This window comes from Psychrobacter sp. JCM 18903 (genome assembly GCF_000586475.1).
GTDB lineage: Bacteria > Pseudomonadota > Gammaproteobacteria > Pseudomonadales > Moraxellaceae > Psychrobacter.
On record NZ_BAWJ01000003.1, the window covers coordinates 1 to 22,259 of the forward strand.

Consider the following 22,259-nt stretch of genomic DNA (forward strand, 5'->3'; position numbering starts at 1 on the left):
CATGCTACTTATTAATCATGCTACTTATTAATCATGCTACTTATTAATCATGCTACTTATTAATCATGATTTAAAAGTTTGAAAGTAAGTCAACTCATAAAATTTAGACAAAAAATACCGCTGAAATTTAGCGGTATTTTTATGATAAAAACAAATAACTAAGACTGAATAACTAAAATATTGATAGGCAATAATGAGCAGGTTAGCATTTTCATTATTATTATCAGTTAAACCACCCAAGCGTCTATATCAGCTATCAGCGAAAAGAAGCCATTTAGAAACCAGCTGTATTTATATAAATGCTTTTATAACCATTTTAGTGTATAAGAAATTAGTTTTTGCCACGATAAGTAATACGACCTTTTGATAGGTCATAAGGTGTCATTTCGACCTTAACTTTATCACCTGTCAAGATACGGATATAATGCTTACGCATCTTACCTGAGATGTGAGCAATGATTTCGTGTCCGTTTTCTAAACGAACTCTAAACAGGGTATTCGGAAGGGTGTCAATGACTTCGCCTTCAAATTCAATAATATCGTCTTTTGCCATAGTTGGTATCAATCAATTAAAAATAAGCCCATATTATACGTAAGTTAGCGGATTAAAGCAATACAGCACTAGGTTTTTACTTGACAGCCTGTAACCGTTATGTATGCCAACTCCTATTTATTTAATCAGGTAAATTTAGCCAAATAGGGGTTAAAGGAGTATTTGGCAGTCGTTGTTGAAAATGCTCAGGATAGTAAGCACTGATAAAATATAAACCATCACCAGAGGCAGTAGGCGGTGCGATAGTACGATCTTTTTTGGCTAAAATATCTAAAAAGGCTTCTGGCTGCAACTCGTGTCGACCGATGGCATACAAAGTGCCCATTAAGTTACGAACCATATGATGCAAAAATCCATCTGCTTGAATGTCAAAAACGATAAACTGACCATGGGCAAAGAGTCTTGCGTGACTGACTGAGCGTACTGGTTGATTAGACTGGCAAGCAGCGGCGCGGTAGCTACTAAAATCGTGAGTACCGACGATCTCAGCCGCCGCCAGTTGCATCGCTGCTAAATCGAGCGGTTCATAGATGTGAGTGACTTGGTGATTCAAAATAGCAGGGCGCTGTGCTTGATTCAGCGTGATGTAGCGATAGCGACGGGCAATGGCACCAAAACGCGCATGAAAGTCGTCAGGCATTGGTTGAATCCAGCGCAGGGCGATATCATCAGGCAATAGACTGTTTACTCCGCGCAGCCAGTTATGAGTAGGACGATAGGCACGTGTCGTAAAGTGGGCAATCATATTGCTGGCATGAACGCTTGCATCGGTACGACCAGCCGCGACGACCTCTACCGTCTCATTTGCGACTTTACCGATAGCGGTTTCTAATGCTTCCTGTACGCCTAATACTTCTCGTTGCCGCTGCCAGCCATGATAGCGCGTGCCCAAAAACTCAATTGCAATGGCTAATGTATAGGTTGGGGGCGTTTCAGCGTTGATGCTGTTAATCTCGGACATGTTAATCTCGGACATGGTTGGTATTGGATATTTTCGTATTGGCGCCTATAAATATAAACATATTTAACGATAGTCTAACGTTTTTTGATAGTGGTGCCCGCCTGATTGACATTGTTCAACCAACGTTGTCTGCGCCGAGCGGGATTGTCATAACGCAGCGATAGCCATAGCAGCCGTGCATATATAGCGGGAATCGTTAAGCGTCCGCCAGCAATCACATGATACTCATATTGCCAACTACCAGCCGCATAGCTGTCACTGACACCGCCAAATGGAGATTGGCTAGCGCATATCACCATGTGGCCGTTTTTATAAGCAAGCTCTAGTGCCTCTGCTAGCGCTTGCGAATAAGGAACATTACCTGCGCCAAATCCTAACAGGATAATGCCACATGGCGGCTGTGATAATAACGCCTGTAGCTGACTAGTCATTACCTCAGTGTCGTTTGGCAAGCAATATAAAGCATGAATGCGTGCTTGCTCAGCCCGAGATTCGATATGGTCAATCATTGCTTGCTGATCATCGAGCCAATGCTGGCGGCGGGTATCCGGTAAGTTTTTGATATAACTATTGGCAGGATAGGCAGCTCTGGAGTGACCCGTAAATGCCATCAAATCATGGCTATGAATTTTTTGTACCGTTTGCGCAGGCCAAGACTCACCGCCAAAAGCAATCTTCACACCCGACTCACCAGCAGCAGCCAGTTTTAATGAATCGCTGAGGTTATCCCATGCGTCGCTATGGTCATCGATATCATAGGAATGTATCACCTCGCTGTCTAACAGTGGGCGCATACTACCAGTGACGACTATACAAATATCACTGCCAGCAAACGCTTCTGCTAAAAACGCACCCAAATAACTCAAAGTATCTGTACCAGTGATAAGCACAAAACGCCTGTCGCTTTGTGCATAGGCTGCTAGCAAAAGCTGATAAAAATGTACAAAGTCGTTAGGGGTAAGTTGGCTACTGTCTTTAATTAAGGCGTTATCCAGCCATGAGATTTGAGGCAAGTGGTTAGCGTTATCTTGGTCAGTCAATAGCTTTTGTAAAGTTGGTAAGAATATTTCTGCTGATAACGGTGCTAAGGGTCGTCCATAGCTACCAAAAGTACCGCCAGCATAAATAAGTTGGACAGGATTGGATAATGTATTTGTCATAGCAGAAAATGGCATAGTATGAGCCGTAATAAAGAAGTATGTGATAAAAAAGAGAGTTTAAGGTTGGATGCTAATAGCGCTCAGTAATAATAAATAGTATAAAGGTTAAATGCAAAAAAAATCAGCAAGTATTCTTAGTGTTATAGAATACTTGCTGACAAAAGAACGATGTGGCTTTTACGCAGTACGAGCTAGTAATACTTTTGCTTGGTTCTGTTGCTCACTAGTGCCCTGAATTAATACCTCATTCAATAAGCGTTTGGCACTGTCGTATTCACCCAATTGTAAATATTGGCCTGCCAAATCTAGCGTAACTTGAGTGCTATCTAATGATTTCACAAAGTCAAAGTCGGCCGCAAAGCGCGAGGAAAAGTCTTCTGCTGTTTCAGCGGCATCTTCGGCGGTAAGGGTAGACTCGTCCTCAATTGGAGCAACTGGGCTGAGTGCTGTTGAAGAGTGAGTATCGAATTCATTGTCTAATAAAGAGTTATCATCGAACAGCAACGGGGCTGTCGGTGTGATACTAGATTCTTCAGCAAGAGCATATTCTGAATCATTATTATCAAGCGATTGTGCTTCGAGATTAATATTTTCAAAGCTCTCAGTTTCAAAGCTCTCAGTTTCAAAACGATCTTCTTCAATAATGAAGTTATCAGTATCACTATTTTCTTCAAGTACAGGTGCTTCGCTTTCTGTTAATGTTTCTATATCGTTTGGCGCATCGAGACTGTCTAAAGACAAAGTGAAATCATTTTCTTCGTCATTTTGGACAGTGTTGATAGACAATGCTTCAGCAGTTTCGTCAACACCTTTATCGACATCAGTTGCTAGATCATCAAAGTCTAAAATGAACGCGTCATCTTCTAGTGTCATTTCATCGTTAATACTATCAGGGCGTTCTGGAATGACAGAATCCGTTGCCTGCGCATCAGTTTCTTCAGATGAATCAAAGCTAAAGTCAAAATCACTAAGATCATTGAGATCATTATCTTCTGCGGACACCGCGACATCATTATCAGTTATGTCGATATTGGCAGTGTTCAGGCTTTCATCATCTGTCATCTCTAATGATGACGTGACTGGCGTCGTATCAGTCGCCTCAGATGGGCTAATATTACTCTCTAAATCACTCAGCGTAAGATCAAAGTTATCTTCTACATCGTCGCTAGTAAGACTGGTCTCATAAGATGTGTTTATTACTGCCGAATTAGACAGGCTGTCGTCTAGCATCGTACTACGGTTATCTTCAGAGGTTGCTGGCTGATCAGATAGCGCGTTCTTACTACCGATTTGATTAATCGGTAAGTCAAAATCTATGCTTTCAAAATGGCTATTATCTTCTACGGGTGCCTCTTTTGCTGCGACTTGATTCTGCTCTTCCGAAAATAAAGCTTTTAACTCATCAGCTAGCGCAAGACTTTTTGAGTCGCTTTGCGCCTTGATGGCATCATAAACTTTATTAAAGTTCTCTGGCTGATTAATAGTCGCGTATATACTGAGTAATTTAACAGACAATTGGCCATCATTCGGTTTTTCGCTTAGGCCGCGACTGAGGGTTTCAATGGCTTTGTCATAACGCTGCTGATCCATGAAGCGCTGGGCAATCGTAATATGATCGAACTTATTGTCATCATCTTTGTGGCTTTGGGCAGGAGTTTTGTGATCCGTTTTTGGCATCGGAGCTGGCGTGGCGGTACTCATTCCCAGCTGCGCTGAGGGCTTTTGCGCTTTCTTTTTGTACAATAGTAAACCGGCTACTATTAGAATAAGTACCAATCCGGCGATGATATATAGCATATTGTCCATAGTTACTCCCACGCCTATGATCACAGCACACTGCGTTGATCAGTTAGGCAATTATTGATTGCGTAGTTTTTTGAGACGAGCTTGGAGCTCAGCCAGTTTTTGGTTTTGTAATTGAATTTTTCTTGTATAGCTATCAAGTGCACTGCTGGTTTTTGACAGCTGCTGAGCTTGAGCTGCCGTACTTTGTCTTGAGGCCTTGAGCGTGGCTAATATATCTGTGCTGAGACCATTACCTGTTGCCGCTGCTGATGTTGCTTGGGTGCCATCTGCGTTGCCATTACGACCAGGTGCGAGCACTGAAAATTGTGCTTTTGGCAGCGTTTGTGTTTTAGTAATCATGGGTTTTTTGCGCTGTTTAGCGACTTGATTTGTTTCAGACGGTTTTTTAGAGGGTGCTTTTGCGGCCTTTTTTACCACAGGTGTGTTTGCTCTGCGGCTATATTGTCTTTGCGCCTCAATCGCCGCTTCTAGTTTTTGTTGTGATGGTACAACATCGTAACTGGGCAAGCTAAGCTTGGCATCCGCTTTGAGTTGACCCGCGTCTTTATTAATAAAGGCGTCAGGGTTTTGCTTCTGAATCTGCTTCATTACTGTTTGAATGTCTAAGTTATTTTCTTGCGCAATTTGCTGTGCAATAATCCATAGACTGTCGTTGCGCTGTACTTGATATTGGGACGCAGTAGTAGTGCTGGCTGCCGTACTGATAGAGGCGTTGTTGGTGACACTAGATGGGACAGTGGCGATAGCTGTATTGCTGGTATCAAGACTGGCTTTTGGTGTACTCGCTTTGTTGTCACTCGGCGGTGGCATAATAGGAGAAGCGGCCATCATGCCAGCTTCTGATTTGCTACTCGGCTGTATCTGGCGAGTGACTTGGATATTCAGAATATCGAGCTGTTTATCAGTGACAGCTGTAGCTGATAGACTATTGTCTATTGGCATGGTGTTGTTATTGACTAGGGCTGTATCATTCGCTACATTCTTAGCAGAATTGAGGTCGATATTGCTGTTACCCATTGCACTCAAGCGACCATTGTCTAATCGACTGGTTGGATTACGATTATTGTCGTTAGCGTTAAGAGTGTTGTTAACGTTGTTTAAACGACCGTTATCTAGCCGGCTAGGCGCATAAGCAAGATTGTTGCCTTGCGAGGTAGGAGTCGTTGTAGGTGCTTGGATATTAGGTGCTGGCAATTTAGACGCCACCAACTCGCTCGTTGACGAGTGAGTAGTCGCTAGTATGGGCGATAATGTTAATGGCGGCGGTGCACCTTCTCTAACGGTCAACGGTTTAGCCGCATTAGAGGACACACTGTAGATTGGGTTTCTTTGCGCCAGTAACGATATTTTTAGGCGTGTCAATGGGCAGACGGCTATTGAGCGGCATCAACAATGTCTTGGGAATGACGTTGCGTTGACCCTTATCATTTATGTTTAAAACCACATCAGCAAAAGGTGTGGATACAGGTTTTGAGGTAGTAATAAATACTTGACCGCTGGTCGCTGAGGTAGGTTTAAAACGTACGGTCATCGAATCAGTTTGGGCTAAGCCCATTTGCTGATAAATAGTAGAGTTTGCCAAACTTGCTGAAAAGTCAGCGGCTCGAATATCACTGACCACAATGCTCGCAGCTAACGGCTCATGCTGGGCAGAGGTCACAACAGTCTTGCCAATCGTTGCAGCTTGTGCACTCGATACGAGAGCCGCATAGCCTACGGAACAAAGTAGTGCCATCGAGACCGCGCGATGTACCGTAGTCAACCGATGAGATAAATGACAAGACATGTGCAGACCTTTAAGATATAAGTTATCTGTGCTGTTATAACAAAATACCATTTAGTTACCAGTTTATTTCACAACTGTTGTGGACAATACAAAAAATGTTTGAGTATTGTCTAATCTCGCTTTCTATCCAGCAGCATTGCATCGCCATAACTAAAGAAGCGATAGTGTTCTTTAATCGCATGTTGATAAGCATGCTCAATGGCATCTTTACCCGAAAATGCCGACACCAGCATTAACAACGTTGATTTGGGTAAATGGAAATTGGTCAACAGTCGATCTATCACACCAAACTTAAACCCTGGGTAAATGAATATATCGGTATCACCTGACCAGCTGGAGAGAGGCTGCCCATTAACGGCTGTTTTTTGATAAGCCGTTTCGAGCACGCGAGTGACCGTGGTGCCAATAGCGATGACTTGTTTACCATTCGCATGGGTTTGGTTGATGAGTTCGGCTGTTGCTTGTGGTAAATGTGCATATTCACTATGCATGGTGTGATTGAGCAAGTTGTCCGTTTTTACTGGCGCAAATGTACCAGCGCCAACGTGTAAAGTTACAAAAGCCGTACGAATACCTTTTGCCGCAAGTTTGCTCAGTACCGATTCATCAAAGTGTAAGCTTGCAGTCGGTGCAGCCACACTCGCAAGCTTGGTTGGATCATGAAAAACCGTTTGATAACGAGTATTGTCTGTCTCATCCGCATGGCGTTCAAAGTAGGGGGGAATAGGTAGTTCGCCATAAAGCTCTAAATGCGGCAAGATCGGCGCATCAAACGCTAAAATGAATAAGTTGTCTTGACGACCAATCATCACCGCCTTCATATGACCGTCAGCAAGCTGCAAGTGTTGTCCAAGTTTGAGCGCTTTACTGGCTTTAACATGGCAAAGTGCAATATGTTCTTGATTCACGGCTTTGTCATTTGCAGCTTCTACAGATTTTTCAGCCTCTACATATAAAGTCGCTGTCTCTAAATCTGAGATATCAACCAAACGTTCAATCAATACTTCAAGCTTACCGCCAGTATCCTTTTGTCCAAAAAGACGCGCTTTCATCACCTTTGTATCATTAAATACAATCAAATCACCCTCATTTAATAACTCAGGTAACTCAGTGAATAAGCGATCTTCTACAAGCGTAGAGTCTTTTTGATTATTGGCAGGCAAATACAAAAGTTTTGAGGCAGAACGCTGTGAGAGAGGATAGCGTGCAATCAGGCTATCTGGCAGCTCATAATCATAGTCATCAACGCTCAAATAGTTCAAACCATTGTTGTTTTTTTCGGCATCAATTGAGGCGGCAGTAGTAGAGTCTATAGTGTGAAAATCGGTCATAATCAATCTTTAAATGAATGTAAATTTTGGCGTAATTGTAGCAGAAACGAGGTCATGAAAGGACAGTTTAGTAACGACTCATGCGCACAAAATGGTTTGTATATTGAATCGCCTAAGCATTAATTATTAGAATGAATAATCAACAGAAGCAATGAGCATCAGTATGTTAGTCAAACAAATTTAACTGCGGCAACAATTGGGCGGCAGGTGCTAATGAAGAGAAAGTAACACCGACTAAGCGGATAGGTAGCTCACGAGGAATGTCTAAAAACAGTTTGTCTAACCAATAATGGGCAGAATCAGCACTGTTAAAGGCAGTTGATAGCGTGTGTGAGCGGGTGATTTGAGTGAAGTCTGCGTATTTAACTTTTAGAGTAATGGTATAGGCGACCAGCTGTTTTTGTTGCAGTTGATGAAAGGCATCGGCATTTTGTTCATAAATTTGTATACGTAACTCATGGTTATTACTTAGATTGTCTTTGAATGTGGTCTCAGAACCCACAGATTTATGCGCGCGCTCAGATTTGACAGCACGCTCATCACGCCCATGGGCAATATCGTGATAAAACTGTCCACGCTTGCCGAACTCCTGCACCAATACAGCCGCTTGCATTCGCTTGAGATCCGCGCCAGTACTTACACCCATCGCATGTAAGCGCTTGGCAGTGGCTTTACCAATACCATGAAAGCGCTCGATAGGTAGCGTACTGATAAAGGCATCAGCGTCCGCTGGCGTGATAATGGCCGTACCATTGGGCTTATTGATATCAGAGGCAATTTTAGCCAACATCTTGTTAAACGACACACCTGCTGAGGCCGTTAATCCAGTATGCGCTAGTATTTGTGCCCTTAGCCAGTTCGCCATCAAGGTCGCTGAGCCTTTATGGACATGTAGCCCTGTAACATCGAGATACGCCTCATCTAGAGACAATGGTTCAACATGTGGCGTTAAGCGGTACATAATCTGGCGAATATCGCTACTAACTGCGCGATAAACCTCAAAACGTGGCCTAACAAAAATGACTTCTGGCAACGTTTACGCGCCTCATAACAAGACATGGCAGAGTGTACACCAAATTTACGTACTTCATAGCTGGCTGCTGCGACCACACCGCGACCACTTGGATCGCCACCAACCACCAGTGGCTTACCGCGCAGTTCAGGAAAGTCACGCTGCTCCACACTGGCATAAAAAGCATCCATGTCTATATGAATGATTTTACGGGGGCTAGCATTTATAGAAGTTGTCATACTCACTATTTTACCTGATTCAAGCGCTTTGATTGAGTGTCAAAATTTGGATTTATCGATAGACTCCTTTGTTAGGTTAGTAGAACGCTAGCAATGATATATGAATAATTTTATATGTCATAAATCTTATATATCATAGAGTTAGTTAATGATAAACAGTAGTATTAATTCAAAAATATCGTATTTAGCAAACATATTTTTGCTATTAAATTGTTTAGGTCTACTGTAAATCAAACTCATTTGTACTCTTGCACCACCTGTCGTATCAAGCTCACCGTTTGTCATAAATCTCACATTTAGATGTTACAGTTTTGATTCTGGTGTTTTACAATATAGTATCCGCGCTAATGGATGACTGTAAAACAATAAGTAATGCCTTGTGTGCCTCTATGACCATTTAAAAAAGACATTGCTTATCGCTTATGCCAAGATCGAAAATGGAGTTTTGGTAAAATTAACTCTTTAAGAGCTTGATGTTAGAGAGTTTAGAATGACTAAGGAGCTGATGATGAATAATGAACTAAAAGGGAGCGATTTAACAAGAGCGATGCTAGCACGCGGCGATAAAAAAGTATGGTGTGCGGTTTGTGATGATAGTGATGAACAAGCAATGATGGATCATTGTGGTAATGATTTTACGGCTTATATCGTGTCATTTCGTGACGGACATTTTTATTGCAATGCTGGCATGCCATGGGAATTTGCCGTGCCCATTAAGATAATTGCGGTGCTGCAATCTGAAATAGAGAAGTAAGTGAAGCAATAATATTACCGGCACAAAAAAACTCCTAATGAGGAGGCTGATTTGTTACTAATATTGGTACCAGTGGTCGGACTCGAACCGACACGCTTATTAGGCAACGGATTTTGAATCCGTCATGTCTACCAATTCCATCACACTGGCATGTTAGAAGATAAGGTCTATTAGATAGAGATTATCGAATTGGGCTACAGGGTTAACTCTGTATAGGCTGCGTATTATAGCAGCCTATTTTTATCCGTCAAGAATTATTTTATATAATTTTCAATTAAATCAAAAAAATGGTTTAACCTACAAAAGCACGTTCAACGGCATAATCTGCTTGGACACCCATGCGTGGTGAAACGGTCAAACCAAAATCGTCCAAAATCGCTGAAACTTCAGCATTAAATGGCATGCTACCGCAGATCATGACACGGTCGTCTTCTTTATTCATCGGTGGTAAGCCAATATCTTCAAAGAGCTTTCCTGAGGTCATTAAGTCAGTCACGCGACCTTGATTTTTGAAATCCTCACGAGTCACGGTTGGGTAGTAGATGAATTTTTCACGGTACCATTCACCAAAGATCTCGTCGTTAGGTAACTCATTTTCAAACATATCACGATACGCCAAATCATCGACATGGCGCACACCATGTACCAAGATGATTTTTTCAAAGCGTTCATAGACTTCAGGATCACGTGCCAACGATAAAAATGGTGCCAGTCCAGTGCCTGTAGAGAGCATATAAAGGTTTTTGCCAGGCAGTAAATCATCTAGTACCAAAGTGCCCGTTGGTTTTTTGCTGACCAACAGCTCGTCACCGACTTTAATATGCTGCAAGCGCGAGGTTAACGGACCATCTTGAACCTTGATAGAAAAGAATTCCAAGTGATCTTCGTAGTTCGGGCTAGCAATCGAATAAGCGCGCAATAGCGGTCTGCCATCGACAACGATTCCGATCATCGCAAATTCGCCATTACGAAAGCGCAGGCCATCGTCGCGAGTTGTCTTGATGCTAAATAGAGCGTCATTCCAGTGATGAACCTCTGTGACCGTTTCGGTGCGAAGTTTTGACATAAAGTCCTCGTTAATAAGTTGCTATCGGTTTTATTAAGTTTAAATGAGTGTTAAATTAAAATTTTCAATGAAAAAGTGTATAAAAGGGTAGTAAATTTTTAATCGCTATTGGAACAGCTAATCGTTTAAAACCTCTGTCATGCAAAGTAAGTAGCATAGCCGATGTTTTAACCAATGTTATGGGGCGATATTCTAACACCTTATTAAGCATTTAAAATCAGGAGATGGACTGATAAGGTCTAAGGATAGATACGACTGAATCTGTCACCTGTCAAACCACGACAATGGCTGTTGCTGTAGATGGCTTATAAGGGTTGAAAAATAAAGGCTCTCATCGAATTTATGGCTCATAATACCAAAATTTAAAATAAAAATCCGTCTAGCAGCGGCGATGCGGCATGATAAAATGGAATATCGTTAGTGAGTAATTTTGTATCACTGGATAATATGCGCTAAACGTTCTCATAAAAGCAGATGCTTACTATTGAACGGTTTTTTGGAGAAACATGATGTCCGATGATAATATCTCTTTGGCGGGTTACCACCATGCGCCAATGATTGGCTACCATCGTGCGCCGCTATCACAGAAATTTGGTGCGCCACGCCAGCCGAATTTGGTTGCGCTCACCAGTATCATTGAGATGATAGCGCCTTATGACTCGCCAGCAGCATTTGCCGGTTTAGACGCGTTCAGCCATATCTGGATCAGTTGGCAGTTTCATCATAACTATACCAATAAAGACACTCATATTGGCAAAGGCGGCACTGGCTTTCGTGCGCAAGTTCGACCACCAAGGCTCGGTGGCAATCAAAAAATAGGGGTGTTCGCCAGTCGCAGTATGTATCGACCCTCAGCACTTGGGTTATCTGTCGTTAAGCTTGAAAGTATCGAGGTTTGTGATGGGCGCGTGTTACTTATTATTAGCGGTGCAGATATGATAGATGGTACGCCGATTATCGATATTAAGCCTATGTCGCTTATAGCGATGCGCTCAGCGATGCAAAAAGCGGGTTTGCGCCAACTGCGCCAGACTTATTAGAGGTAATTATTACGGAGTCTGCTTACGAGCAATTTATGACGTTGGTTGACGCTGGACGATGCGATAAAAATGACAATGAGACTGAAAATAAAAATAATAAGAAAGCTATTCATGCAAAAAATAATAGTGTAGCGACGCTTATTCGACAAATGCAAGAGCAATTGCTTATTGCTGATATCGAGACTATTAAAGCATTAATTGCGCAAGACCCGCGTCCAGCTTATCGTCGCGCGGAGATCAATACGCCGTTTGTCATGCGTTATAAGTCTGTCGATGTGAGCTTCCAGTTGATAGAATCAGGGCAATTGCAGATAATGGCTGTTGTCAAAGTGAGCTTATAATGTCCAATGACGCCATTACTGCCGCATGAATTATCCATCAATTACTCCTCAATAAATAACGCATCAATAATAAAAGAAGAACAATATGTCTGCTCAGAAATATTCAATCGTGATTGATTTACGTTGGTGCTTAGATGAACTATTGGCAGATAAAGTGATTGATCAGCGTGGCTACAATTTAGTGATGACGAGCCGCCGTGATAAAGCGCAGCATCCACTCCTGACCATCAGTGAATTTGGTCTGCCAAACGGTCATGCACTGGATAAAAATGTTGAGCACAAATTGACTTTGGTATGGTTGAATCAATGGTTAGCTGCCAAAGCAGGCATGGCACTTGTCCGTATTGACCCGTTAAAAGTCGATGTCCCAGCCGTCACTCAGTTGATGTCCTTTGAATATGCCCGCTCACAGCATATTTTGCCCATTGAAGTGACGAATGATGAAGTCGTCATCGGTACAGACCAGCCGTTCTGTACTGAGTGGCAGACAAGTATCGAAAAATTAATCAAGTCTAAAAGTTATCGTACGGTTTATATCAATCCTGAGCAAATCAATCGCTACCGTCAAGAGTTTTACCAAGTCACCCAAGCGATTGCAGGAGCAAATAGTGTCCACAAACGGGCGGCGGCTGATGTCACCAATGTCGAGGCATTATTGCAACTTGGCGACAATACCAACCCTGATGCCAACGATCAACATATTGTCAGAGTCGTTGACTGGCTGTTGCAATATGCTTTTGAGCAGCGAGCCAGTGATATCCATTTAGAGCCTCGCCGTGAGACGGGTAAAGTCCGTTTTCGTATCGATGGCGTGTTGCATACCGTCTATGAGATGCCTTTGGCAATCATTGTCGCGGTCACGGCACGGATTAAAATATTAGGACGACTGAATGTGGCAGAAAAACGCAAACCACAAGATGGCAGGTTGAAAACCCGTACGCCAAAGGGTCTGGAAACTGAGCTGCGCTTATCGACGATGCCGACAGCCTTTGGCGAAAAGCTGGTGATGCGGGTATTTGATCCTGAAGTGCTGGTGCGCTCGTTTGCTCAGCTTGGTTTGTCAGGTAAGCAGCTCGATACTTGGCATGAGCTGACCGCGCATCCAAATGGCATTATCTTGGTTACGGGTCCGACTGGTTCAGGTAAGACTACGACGTTGTACAGTACGCTTAAGCAGCTCGCCACCGAGCAAGTTAACGTCTGTACGATTGAAGATCCTATCGAGATGATTGAGCCTGCTTTTAACCAAATGCAGGTCAATCCAGGCGTTGATTTACACTTCGCAGATGGTATTCGCTCTTTGATGCGTCAAGACCCAGATATCATTATGGTCGGTGAGATTCGCGATGCCGAAACCGCCAATATGGCCGTGCAAGCATCACTCACTGGACATTTGGTACTCTCGACGTTGCATACCAATGATGCACCAAGCTCGCTTACTCGCTTGCATGATTTGGGCATTCAGCCGTTTTTGACCTCAGCGACGATATTAGGCGTCATGGCGCAGCGTTTGCTACGCACGTTATGTCCGCATTGCAAAAAAGCCCTAGACGTGATCCCAGACAGTGAAATTGCTGTTCAGTGGCAGGAACTGGTTCAGCCTTGGCGTGCGCCCGCTCCAGCGCAAATTTATACGGCGCAAGGCTGCGAGCATTGTCGCCATACGGGCTATCAAGGTCGCGTTGGTCTGTACGAGATCATGCCGTTGTCAAATGAGCTAAAAAAACTGGTCGCCGCCGATGCCAATTTAGATGTGCTTAAGCAGCAAGCGTACCGCGAAGGTGTGCAGCCGCTGCGATTATCGGGCGCAAAGCGTATTAGTGAAGGGGTGACGACCATAGAAGAAGTAATGCGAGTGGTGCCGCTTCATTAATTTTAGGCATTTATGACCCAGCCTTCAAGATGGTCACATTTGCGCTACTTGAAAACAGCTGCCTTTGGAGCAATCAATACTCTAAGGTTTTAAACCTAATATTTTTTATTCATTCATTTATGTTTATTAACGAGATTACTTATGTTTACTGATAGCCATTGTCATCTTAATCGCTTAGATTTAACCAAGTATGATGGTAAGTTGTCTGGCGCGATTGCCGCGATGAAAGAAGCCAATGTCACCCGTGCCATGGCGATTATGTGTGATTTTGCTGAATATGATGAGATTGCCAATATCGTCAAAACGTATAGCGATGACACTTTAAATCTTGGCATGAGCGTCGGTATTCATCCTTGTGAAGATATTAGTGTCTTGCAATCAGCGACAGTTGAGCGTTTGATCGAAACGGCTGATGCCGACCATGTATGGGCGATTGGGGAGACAGGATTAGATTATTACTGGTCAACGGAAAACAAAAAAGAGCAGCAAGCCAGTCTTGCTCGTCATATTCATGCCAGTCAAAGCCTGAAGAAACCACTCGTCATTCATATGCGTGATGCCAAAAAAGATACGATTGACATCCTAAAATCAGAAGGCGCTGAACATGGCATTATTCATTGCTTTACCGAAGATTGGGAGACGGCCAAGTGTGCACTTGACTTAGGGTTTTATATCTCATTTTCGGGCATTGTTAGCTTTAAAAGTGCTCAAATGATTCAAGATGCAGCAAAAAACATGCCTAGAGATAGACTGCTTATCGAAACTGACAGTCCTTATCTAGCACCAGTGCCCAAGCGTGGTAGACCGAATGAGCCTGCCTACGTACCGTATGTCGCCAGTTGTCTGGCAGAGATGTATGGCTGTAGTAGCGATGACGTTGGGGCATTAACTGCAAAAAACTTTGAGAATTTACTGGCACAGTATCACTAAAATGGTTATGCTATGACCACTCAGTCATTTATGATACAGTCCTGTTGCTTTACGTTATTTGTACTTATGATGTGGAGCATAAGCCTATGATTATCAATGACTATTTAGCAAACATAAGTATATATCCTTTGGTGGTTTTCGAGCAGACTTTGTATGACGTTATACGCTTGTCGCCGATGCATTCATCCACAGGATGGTCATATGCTTAATCTTGTCAGGTTTTAGGAGAGATTATGAGTCGTCAGCATCAGTTCAAGGCACGAGAAGAGAATATCTTAGCGATGGCAGAGCAATTGCTACTTGAGTCGGGCGATGGTGATATTACTTTAGACAGTTTGGCAGACCAGCTGGATCTGGCTAAAGGTACACTGTATAAGCATTTCTCCAGTAAAGATGAACTCTATTTGCGTATTATTATCCGCTACGAAGAACAGCTGTTTGAGATTAATCGTATTGATGATTGTCCATCAGCAGGCGTTGCTCGTATGATCTTTCAGCAGTTATTTAACCCACAAAAAGCTATGTTGCTCAATCAAATCGAAGAGCGTTTGGCGGCATCAGTGACGGGTCTTAATCGATTGTTTGGTGAGCTATATGATATTCGCCGTCAGCGTATGAAACGCTTGATTGACATTATCAGTGCGTATTTACAAGAGCAGCATAGTAGTTTGAGCACGCGCGACTATTTGTCCTCGATTTGGGCGATGGGTCAGGGCGGTGCTGGACTATTAAATTCAAGCTTTTACCAGCGGTATTTGGGTCGCCGTGATACCCTACGTTATGCTTTCGTTCAGCAAATGCTTGAGTTGCCGAGCCATTATCCTGCGGCCGACGATGAGGTGATGGATGAAGATATGCAGGAGTTGGTCGAGCAAATCGATACTGAGTCAGAAGAGCACCGTAATACCAGTTATTAATATCTTTATTCAACTTATGGTCTTTTAACCCAATTTTTTAAATTCGTGTTGCTATATTCGTTATCGCAGCACGGTGCATCCATGCTAAAAATGGATATATGGTTATCAGCTTTAGCGCCCAATTATAGTTTTATTCTTTATACCACAACCTACTTATAGGTTTATAGGTGCAATATGCCGGTCACTGCCAAGACTCCGTCCAGCTCAGCGGTCACTTGCTATTCACACTTAAGTCATCAATATTTGCAATATAAAAACACGGATAAATATCCATTACCTCTGGTTTATCAGCATAAATCCTTTTCAGTAAAAAATGCTCACATTTCCCCTTATAAATCCTCAAGCCTTGCTCAGGCACAGCAGGCTTTACCCTTGTCGAAATTGTAGTGGTGGTCGTTATTCTGTCTATCTTTGCTGGCATGATGAGCTTGTCGGTGGGTAGTAGTGAATCGCGTAAAAACCGTGCTTTTTATGAGCATCTAACGGATTCACTGAGCTATGTACGGTTGTTGTCTGCTGAGCGTATGCAGCCGATGGGTTTGAGCTTGCAAGCGGATAAACAAGGTCAAGTAGCTCCTGTGATTGTTACTTTATCCAATCCTTATATTGCCTATCAGACCGATGATATCCCGTCAAATAGCATGGACAGTACGCCTAAAAATTCGATGGAATTGTCTGCTGATCTGACAAGTATGTCGGGGGCGATAGGAAAGCAACAGCCAGTGCCTAGCTGGGAGATTGAGCCAGAAGTCAGTTTGCCTGAGTTACCTGCTGGGGTCAGTTTAAGGGTGCAAAGCTTGGAGGCTGGCAACCTATCAATGCCTGAACAGGGGCAAACATTGCAGCCTTGGTTTGCTAATCAAGCAGTCCCACAAATATTATGGTTTGGTACAGGGCAAGCAACGCCTGTCACCATTGAGGTGCTGCACAATTCGCGTCTGGTGGGCGAGGTCATTACCATTATGCCTGATGGTAGTATGACGATCGGACAAGGGATGTAGCTGATGATAGATAAGGATGACATTATATCTGCTGACATAAACAAAAAGCCAATGCTATCAAAGCATGAAAGCGGCTTTACTCTGATTGAGGTAATGGTAGCGTTAGCGATTTTAGCGGTTGTTGCTGTGGCTGCTAGCCGTGCCAGTAGTGCTTATCTCAGCTCAGTGGATGTCTTACGCACACGTACACTGGCACATTTTGTTGCACAGAATGCAGCCGCTGATTTGCGTATTCAAGAGACATGGCTGACGGCCAATCGTACGCAAACGATCAATGCTCAAGGGCGTGATTGGCAAGTCGTGTTGACGGTCAATGATGCCATTACACCTGCTTTAAAAGAGGTGAATATCGCTGTCGCACCTATTATAGATGGACAGACGCGCAGCGCCGTGACTGATATCAATGTAATATTGAGCAATGCGGAGCAAGACATTGGTAGTTTGGACTTAAGCAGTTTGGGCGCTGATATTGCAGGGCAGTCTGGAGGCAATCCGTGAAGTCGCAGCGTGGATTTACGCTACTTGAATTGATGGTCGCCATGGCAATATTTGCGATGCTGGCGGTGGCTGGCTGGCAAGTGTTTGATAGCGTCAACCGCGCCCGAGAACGTGCACAATTTCATGCTGATAACTTAGCTGTTTTGCAATATGCTTATTTGCAGCTACAGCAAGACATGGGTCAAATTATCCCTTATCAAATACCAAATACTCAAAATATCAGTGTGACAAATAACAGTACAAATGCCAGTGATAGCACAAACAATAGCGCCCAAGCCAATGAAACAGTGCCTGAGCCTTTTATGAGCTTGGATGGTGAGCATGTCAGCTTTGTTCGTTTTGCCGACCCCGATCCACGTTATCAAAGTAGCATGAGTGTCCAGCATATCGAATACATTTTTGCAGATGAGCGTTTAATTCGCCGCCAATATACCAGCATCGATGGTGGGCGCGATAGCATCAGCCTAGACAGTGTATTGCTAGAAGGCGTCACCGCAGGGCGTTGGCAAGCATATTTACCTGAACTGAGCACCACATTCCCAGATGCAGACAGCAGTAATAACGGCAATAGCAGTACAAAGACAACCTCTGGGCAGACGGCCAATGCCATAAACGTCAAGCCGGCAGTGGTTTTATTGCCCAAAGGTATTGCTGTCAATTTTACTTATCAGGATATGCCTATCACTTGGCAGTGGGCGCTTGCTCCCCAACCAATACCAATTAACAATACCAACAAAAGCAATAACAATGCTGCTAATAATGGCAATGGTAGCAATAACGATAGTAGTGATAACACTAATAATGACAATCCAAATAGCAATGTAAATAACAATTTAAATAACAATGCAGGAAGTAATATTTAAAATGTACCATTGGGTCAATTATAAAGGCGGCTTAAGTCAATGACAGCGCACTCTCAGCGCGGAGTAGCGCTGCTAACTATCTTACTATTGGTGGTCAGTATCACCGTAGTGGCAGGGGCGATGCTTGCCAGCCAAAAGATTGCTATTAGGCGTAGCGGTTTATTGTTTGATCAAAATCAGCTGTCACAAGATATCAATGCTGGTCAGCAATTGGCCATCACGATGATTCGTGCTGACGATAAGCTGAATGACACAGATAGCGAGCAAGATATTTGGGCGCAGCCATTACCGCCTTATCTTTTAGCCAATCATAGCATCAGTATCGAATTGCGTGATGAAGCCAGTCGTTTTAATATTAACAATTTATATCAGAATGGCGCGGTTGATAGTGCCGCTGTAGCCATATTTCAAAGACTGTTGACACAATTAAATCTGGAACCTGATATTGCCATTGCTGTTCTTGATTATCAAGATACGGATAGCGACGTTTACCAAGACGGTGGTGATGAGAGTGTGGTTTATTCTCAGCAATCAAGTGGCTCAGCGAGTAAGACTTTGCCCAATCAAGCATTGGTGAGTGTCGATCAATTGCAAGAGATTCGAGGGGTAAATGCTGAAGTACTAGCGGCACTACGTCCTTATATTACGGCGGTTCCTTATTATGTGCCTATTAATGTCAATACTGCCAGTCCAGTTTTGCTGGCTGCGCTGATAGATGGCGCAACCAGCCAACAGATGCAGGGATTGGTCGATATGCGGGCAAAGCAGGCGTTAGCCTCTATCGATGATGTGTGGCAATTACCGATGTTGAGCAGCTTAAATGATGATCAGCGAAAGGCGTTAAAACCACTGCTTGCAGTCGATAGCCAAGCCTTTATGGCGCTTATTACCGCAACAGATAGTGCAAGTCTTGGTCAACAAAGACAACGGTTTGCAACCGTATTGATTAGCAAAATTGCGACTGATACTGGCGCGGCAGTAGGGAGTAATGCGAATAACAGCACGCCTAACAATAATAATGGAAATAATGAGAATGGCAATAATAAAAAAGCCAAAGAAATTAAAGTGGTGACACAGCGTTTATGGGCATTTAGACCCAGTTTCTAACGTTGAGCCACCTAAAAAGAGTCTCAATCAGTGCCGAGGTAGAATAGCTGACGTCACCTAATCTCCTAAGTGCGTCTCTTCCGTAGATTTCCAGTTATAAGCACCATAAAACAGCATCTGTGCTTGGCGAGTACAATTATGGAGCATCAGCTGTTTATTTTCTTCAATCTCGTTCAGATCGATTTCATCATCATGGTCTTCAGTATAAGTCAGCTCCAACCAATCGATAATCCAAGAAAAGAACATATTTACCCCAGCTTCAGCCAGTAGGCGACGGTCATAGGCATTGATATGAGTAAAAGCAGGCTGTAGCGCTAAATCATCAGCCAAGCTTTGAGCATGTTTTTTGACAAGTTCATTAATGGCTTTGCGTACAGCTTCTGAGCCACCGTAGCGCTCACTGACTAAAAATTGCCAGTAATAAGGCTGATCACTGACCATATACAAGAACAGCTGAATGCTCTTAGCAATTTGGCGATCAAAGCTACGTTTACGCCCAATTTGCAAGCTATCGCTTAGGATCGCCAGCGTACCGCCTAGCTCTTCTACGACCAATGCTCGACCAAGCGATTCCATGTCGTCGAAATGCCGATAAAATGCGGTCGGCACCACGCCAACCTCACGCGTTACTTGCCGGAGGCTGATTGAGCTAAAAGACTGCCCTGTCATACATAAATCAAGCACGGCATTAAAAAAGGCGTGCCGAGTTTGAAGTTTCTTCTGTTCGCGACTGCTCATAATATTTCAAAATTGTCCAATAAGGGTTTATCATACTCATTTCAGCGTAAAAATACGACTGAAATACGCAACTTGTGTTAATTTACTAGACCTGCACGGGTCTTTTAAACCATCGTACCCCAATGGCCTTGTAACTCTTGTGCCAATCGATACGCCTCATGATCATTCATCCCAGTGATAAAGTCCAATATATTTAAGATATTGTGATAGACATTATCTGATAATACCCGCCGATGCTCATCGAGATGTGGCTGTAACAACATTAGTAGGCGCTGCTGCTCAAAGGACATGGATTGAGGATTAGATGTTGCTCTACTACCTGTCCAAGCCAATGGCATAAAAGCATCTAATAAACGATGCAAGCATTGATTGGCCATCAATTCCATACGTACTTTGCTTGGGTGATTGAATATTTTTTCGCGTGCCAATTGCTTGGCTTGATTAATGCCATTTTGTACATTTGCATCACAATGGGTAAATAAACTGCCTTGTAGTTTTCCGGCCAGCAGGGCATCACTATTGGCAACAAAGGCATCGGTCACCGTGTTTACCAAACGCATCATGGCACGGGCTCGCAATGAGGCTAAGCTCTGCCTCACAGACATGTGTACGGGCAGATTGATACTGCTAGGGCGCTCACCAATCAGCTCATAAAATATGGCGGCAACCTCACTATAGGTCAGCATATTGAGATTGATACCATCTTCTAAATCGATCAAGGCATAGCAAATATCGTCTGCTGCTTCTAGTAAATAAGCCAGCGGATGACGCGCAAAACCGTCGTGCTGTGTTGAACGTGGTAAATGCAAACAGGCTGCCAACTCTTCTAATTGTGCTGACTCACTATAAAAGCAGCCAAATTTTTGTACATTTTGATGGTGGTGTTTATCATTGACATCGTTGCTGTGAGAGGCAAGCCACGGATACTTCATAAAAGCGCCTAGCGTTGCACAAGTGAGACGCATACCACCTTTATCAGGATGGTGCTCATTACGCGCCAACAGTCGAAACCCTTGTGCATTACCTTCGTAGGCCAGCAAGTCCAAGCGCTCGTTGCTACTTAAATTTTGTAATATCGCTTGAGGGTCAGGTTGCCTAAACCAATCTCGAATGGCATACTCTCCCGCATGACCAAAAGGCGGGTTGCCAATATCGTGAGCGAGGCACGCTGCTTGTACAATGACACCGACATCGGCTGGCGATACGCCTGCTGGTAGACCGCTGGCCAATTTATCATGGAGCTTTTCTGCTGCCATCATTGCTAAAGAGCGTCCAATAGAGGAGACCTCAAGCGAATGAGTCAGACGCGTATGGATACCGAGCTGATTGGTTAATGGATGGACTTGGGTTTTTTGATTCAACTGCCGAAAGGAGTGCGAAAATACCAGTCTGTCGTAGTCTTTGTGAAACTGAGAGCGAGTACTTGTATTGGCGTTAAACTTTTTGGCAGCACCAAGACGTTGTGAGTTGAGGAGATGAGACCATTGTGTGGTAGGGGACGGCAAAGAGGTTGGTGTACTTAGCATATTGAAACATCCGAAACCAAGGGAGCCTCTAGCATAGCAAAATAGCGCCCTTGGTACAGATATATAGTCAACCCTCTATAAATTGGATACGGTGTCAGTCTTGCTTAGCTTACTACTTGTATTGCTTTCACTCGCCTTCCTTGTATCTAAATTATAGTGAATCGAGCTTAAGATTTCTGGCAGTTAAAAAGCACTTCTTCCTCTTCGATAGCTACATTGCTGCCCAATGTTTTATTTCTCAACGTTGCCTTGTCACCATTTACCTGCCATATAATGCCATGGGTGTTATCTAATCCGATATCACTGGTATAGATGGTTTTTTCAGTACTGGCGTCGCTATCAGAGGTAGCGGTCAAATCGTATTCGATACCATCGATGAGTAGGTGCACTGTCTGCAATGGAGCATCATCATGGTAAGACACGCCTATAGTAGCCGTAGGCTCACAAGAGAATGGTGTGCTGTTGCTGGCATGTTCTGCATGATCGTGTCCTGCATGCGCGCTTTCTTCGTGGCTATGACTTTCATGATTGTGTCCTTCATGACCTTGTTCCATAGCATCGTGCCCTTCGTGCCCTTCGTGCCCTTCATGAGCATGTTCAGCGTGATCATCTACGGGTGTTATTTCTTCGGATACTACCGTATCACTTTCTGCATTCGGCTGACAGCCCAATAGAGAGCCTGTCATGATACTTCCTACAAGCGCAACACTGGCAAATCTAGAAAAAGAGAAATAGTCAGTCATAGTATAAGTCCTCA

20 protein-coding genes, 1 tRNA gene and 2 pseudogenes are annotated in these 22,259 nt (G+C 43.5%); 9 read left to right on the top strand and 14 right to left on the bottom strand.

Translation table 11 applies throughout. The features are described 5' to 3' along the window. Positions 1 to 331 precede the first annotated feature (331 nt). The 9 genes and pseudogenes from infA to TT12_RS15200 form a co-directional block, all read right to left on the bottom strand. Complete coding sequence (gene infA / locus TT12_RS02790) at positions 332 to 553, bottom strand: translation initiation factor IF-1 (RefSeq protein WP_045446828.1); 222 nt, start codon at positions 551 to 553, stop codon at positions 332 to 334. 121 nt (positions 554 to 674) lie between these two features. Continuing rightward, positions 675 to 1,514: a tRNA pseudouridine(38-40) synthase TruA gene (gene truA, locus TT12_RS02795; protein ID WP_045452264.1), complete on the bottom strand. Its 840-nt coding sequence runs from the start codon at positions 1,512 to 1,514 to the stop codon at positions 675 to 677. Between the two features lie 74 nt (positions 1,515 to 1,588). Next, positions 1,589 to 2,674 carry an asparaginase gene (locus TT12_RS02800; RefSeq protein WP_045452267.1) on the bottom strand — a complete coding sequence of 362 codons (1,086 nt, stop codon included), beginning with the start codon at positions 2,672 to 2,674 and terminating at the stop codon, positions 1,589 to 1,591. Positions 2,675 to 2,851: 177 nt separating this feature from the next. Continuing rightward, positions 2,852 to 4,480 (bottom strand): FimV/HubP family polar landmark protein, encoded by a 1,629-nt coding sequence (locus tag TT12_RS02805; RefSeq protein ID WP_045452044.1) that lies wholly within the window; start codon positions 4,478 to 4,480, stop codon positions 2,852 to 2,854. 51 nt (positions 4,481 to 4,531) lie between these two features. Beyond that, complete coding sequence (locus tag TT12_RS02810) at positions 4,532 to 5,767, bottom strand: type IV pilus assembly protein FimV (protein WP_243443292.1); 1,236 nt, start codon at positions 5,765 to 5,767, stop codon at positions 4,532 to 4,534. A gap of 13 nt (positions 5,768 to 5,780) precedes the next feature. Then, the gene (locus TT12_RS16310) at positions 5,781 to 6,266 is read right to left on the bottom strand and encodes a type IV pilus assembly protein FimV (RefSeq protein ID WP_243443293.1); all 486 of its coding nucleotides are present in this window, start codon (positions 6,264 to 6,266) and stop codon (positions 5,781 to 5,783) included. A gap of 110 nt (positions 6,267 to 6,376) precedes the next feature. Beyond that, positions 6,377 to 7,597 carry a tRNA preQ1(34) S-adenosylmethionine ribosyltransferase-isomerase QueA gene (queA, locus tag TT12_RS02815; protein ID WP_045452047.1) on the bottom strand — a complete coding sequence of 407 codons (1,221 nt, stop codon included), beginning with the start codon at positions 7,595 to 7,597 and terminating at the stop codon, positions 6,377 to 6,379. Positions 7,598 to 7,763: 166 nt separating this feature from the next. Then, a pseudogene (gene dinB, locus TT12_RS02820) lies at positions 7,764 to 8,848 on the bottom strand (DNA polymerase IV). Between the two features lie 141 nt (positions 8,849 to 8,989). Beyond that, entirely contained in the window at positions 8,990 to 9,133 is a 144-nt protein-coding gene (locus TT12_RS15200; RefSeq protein WP_201605675.1) for a hypothetical protein, read from the bottom strand. Between the two features lie 220 nt (positions 9,134 to 9,353). Here TT12_RS15200 and TT12_RS02825 point away from each other — a divergent pair, with 220 nt between their 5' ends. Continuing rightward, the gene (locus tag TT12_RS02825) at positions 9,354 to 9,602 is read left to right on the top strand and encodes a hypothetical protein (protein ID WP_227694072.1); all 249 of its coding nucleotides are present in this window, start codon (positions 9,354 to 9,356) and stop codon (positions 9,600 to 9,602) included. Positions 9,603 to 9,666: 64 nt separating this feature from the next. On the opposite strand, the gene TT12_RS02830 is transcribed toward TT12_RS02825, so the two are convergent. Next, positions 9,667 to 9,752, bottom strand: a tRNA-Leu gene (locus tag TT12_RS02830). Positions 9,753 to 9,894: 142 nt separating this feature from the next. Beyond that, positions 9,895 to 10,668: a ferredoxin--NADP reductase gene (locus tag TT12_RS02835; protein WP_045452050.1), complete on the bottom strand. Its 774-nt coding sequence runs from the start codon at positions 10,666 to 10,668 to the stop codon at positions 9,895 to 9,897. A gap of 509 nt (positions 10,669 to 11,177) precedes the next feature. Between TT12_RS02835 and tsaA the strand changes: the two are divergent. The 8 genes and pseudogenes from tsaA to gspK all read left to right on the top strand — a co-directional run bounded on the left by tsaA (position 11,178) and on the right by gspK (position 19,238). Further along, a pseudogene (tsaA, locus tag TT12_RS02840) lies at positions 11,178 to 12,049 on the top strand (tRNA (N6-threonylcarbamoyladenosine(37)-N6)-methyltransferase TrmO). 85 nt (positions 12,050 to 12,134) lie between these two features. Further along, complete coding sequence (gene tfpB / locus TT12_RS02845) at positions 12,135 to 13,922, top strand: type IV pilus assembly ATPase TfpB (RefSeq protein WP_045452052.1); 1,788 nt, start codon at positions 12,135 to 12,137, stop codon at positions 13,920 to 13,922. A gap of 141 nt (positions 13,923 to 14,063) precedes the next feature. Then, positions 14,064 to 14,852, top strand: a complete 789-nt coding sequence (locus TT12_RS02850; protein WP_045452056.1) for a TatD family hydrolase — start codon at positions 14,064 to 14,066, stop codon at positions 14,850 to 14,852. A gap of 233 nt (positions 14,853 to 15,085) precedes the next feature. After that, on the top strand, positions 15,086 to 15,769 hold the full coding sequence (locus TT12_RS02855; RefSeq protein WP_045446854.1) for a TetR/AcrR family transcriptional regulator: 684 nt from the start codon (positions 15,086 to 15,088) through the stop codon (positions 15,767 to 15,769). A 386-nt stretch (positions 15,770 to 16,155) separates the two neighbouring features. Beyond that, complete coding sequence (locus TT12_RS02860; RefSeq protein ID WP_243443296.1) at positions 16,156 to 16,770, top strand: prepilin-type cleavage/methylation domain-containing protein; 615 nt, start codon at positions 16,156 to 16,158, stop codon at positions 16,768 to 16,770. Between the two features lie 3 nt (positions 16,771 to 16,773). Continuing rightward, entirely contained in the window at positions 16,774 to 17,268 is a 495-nt protein-coding gene (gene gspI, locus TT12_RS02865; protein WP_045452065.1) for a type II secretion system minor pseudopilin GspI, read from the top strand. Further along, entirely contained in the window at positions 17,265 to 18,131 is an 867-nt protein-coding gene (gspJ, locus tag TT12_RS02870; protein WP_045452068.1) for a type II secretion system minor pseudopilin GspJ, read from the top strand. Before gspI ends, gspJ begins: the two co-directional genes overlap by 4 nt. A gap of 39 nt (positions 18,132 to 18,170) precedes the next feature. Then, on the top strand, positions 18,171 to 19,238 hold the full coding sequence (gspK, locus tag TT12_RS02875; protein ID WP_045452072.1) for a type II secretion system minor pseudopilin GspK: 1,068 nt from the start codon (positions 18,171 to 18,173) through the stop codon (positions 19,236 to 19,238). Positions 19,239 to 19,295: 57 nt separating this feature from the next. Here gspK and TT12_RS02880 read toward each other — a convergent pair whose 3' ends face one another. From TT12_RS02880 to TT12_RS02890, 3 genes are all read right to left on the bottom strand, one after another. Continuing rightward, complete coding sequence (locus TT12_RS02880; RefSeq protein ID WP_045446867.1) at positions 19,296 to 19,976, bottom strand: TetR/AcrR family transcriptional regulator; 681 nt, start codon at positions 19,974 to 19,976, stop codon at positions 19,296 to 19,298. A gap of 104 nt (positions 19,977 to 20,080) precedes the next feature. After that, positions 20,081 to 21,502, bottom strand: coding sequence for a deoxyguanosinetriphosphate triphosphohydrolase (locus TT12_RS02885; protein ID WP_045452076.1), 1,422 nt, complete (start codon positions 21,500 to 21,502; stop codon positions 20,081 to 20,083). Positions 21,503 to 21,669: 167 nt separating this feature from the next. Beyond that, positions 21,670 to 22,245: a hypothetical protein gene (locus tag TT12_RS02890; RefSeq protein WP_045452080.1), complete on the bottom strand. Its 576-nt coding sequence runs from the start codon at positions 22,243 to 22,245 to the stop codon at positions 21,670 to 21,672. Positions 22,246 to 22,259: the final 14 nt, after the last annotated feature.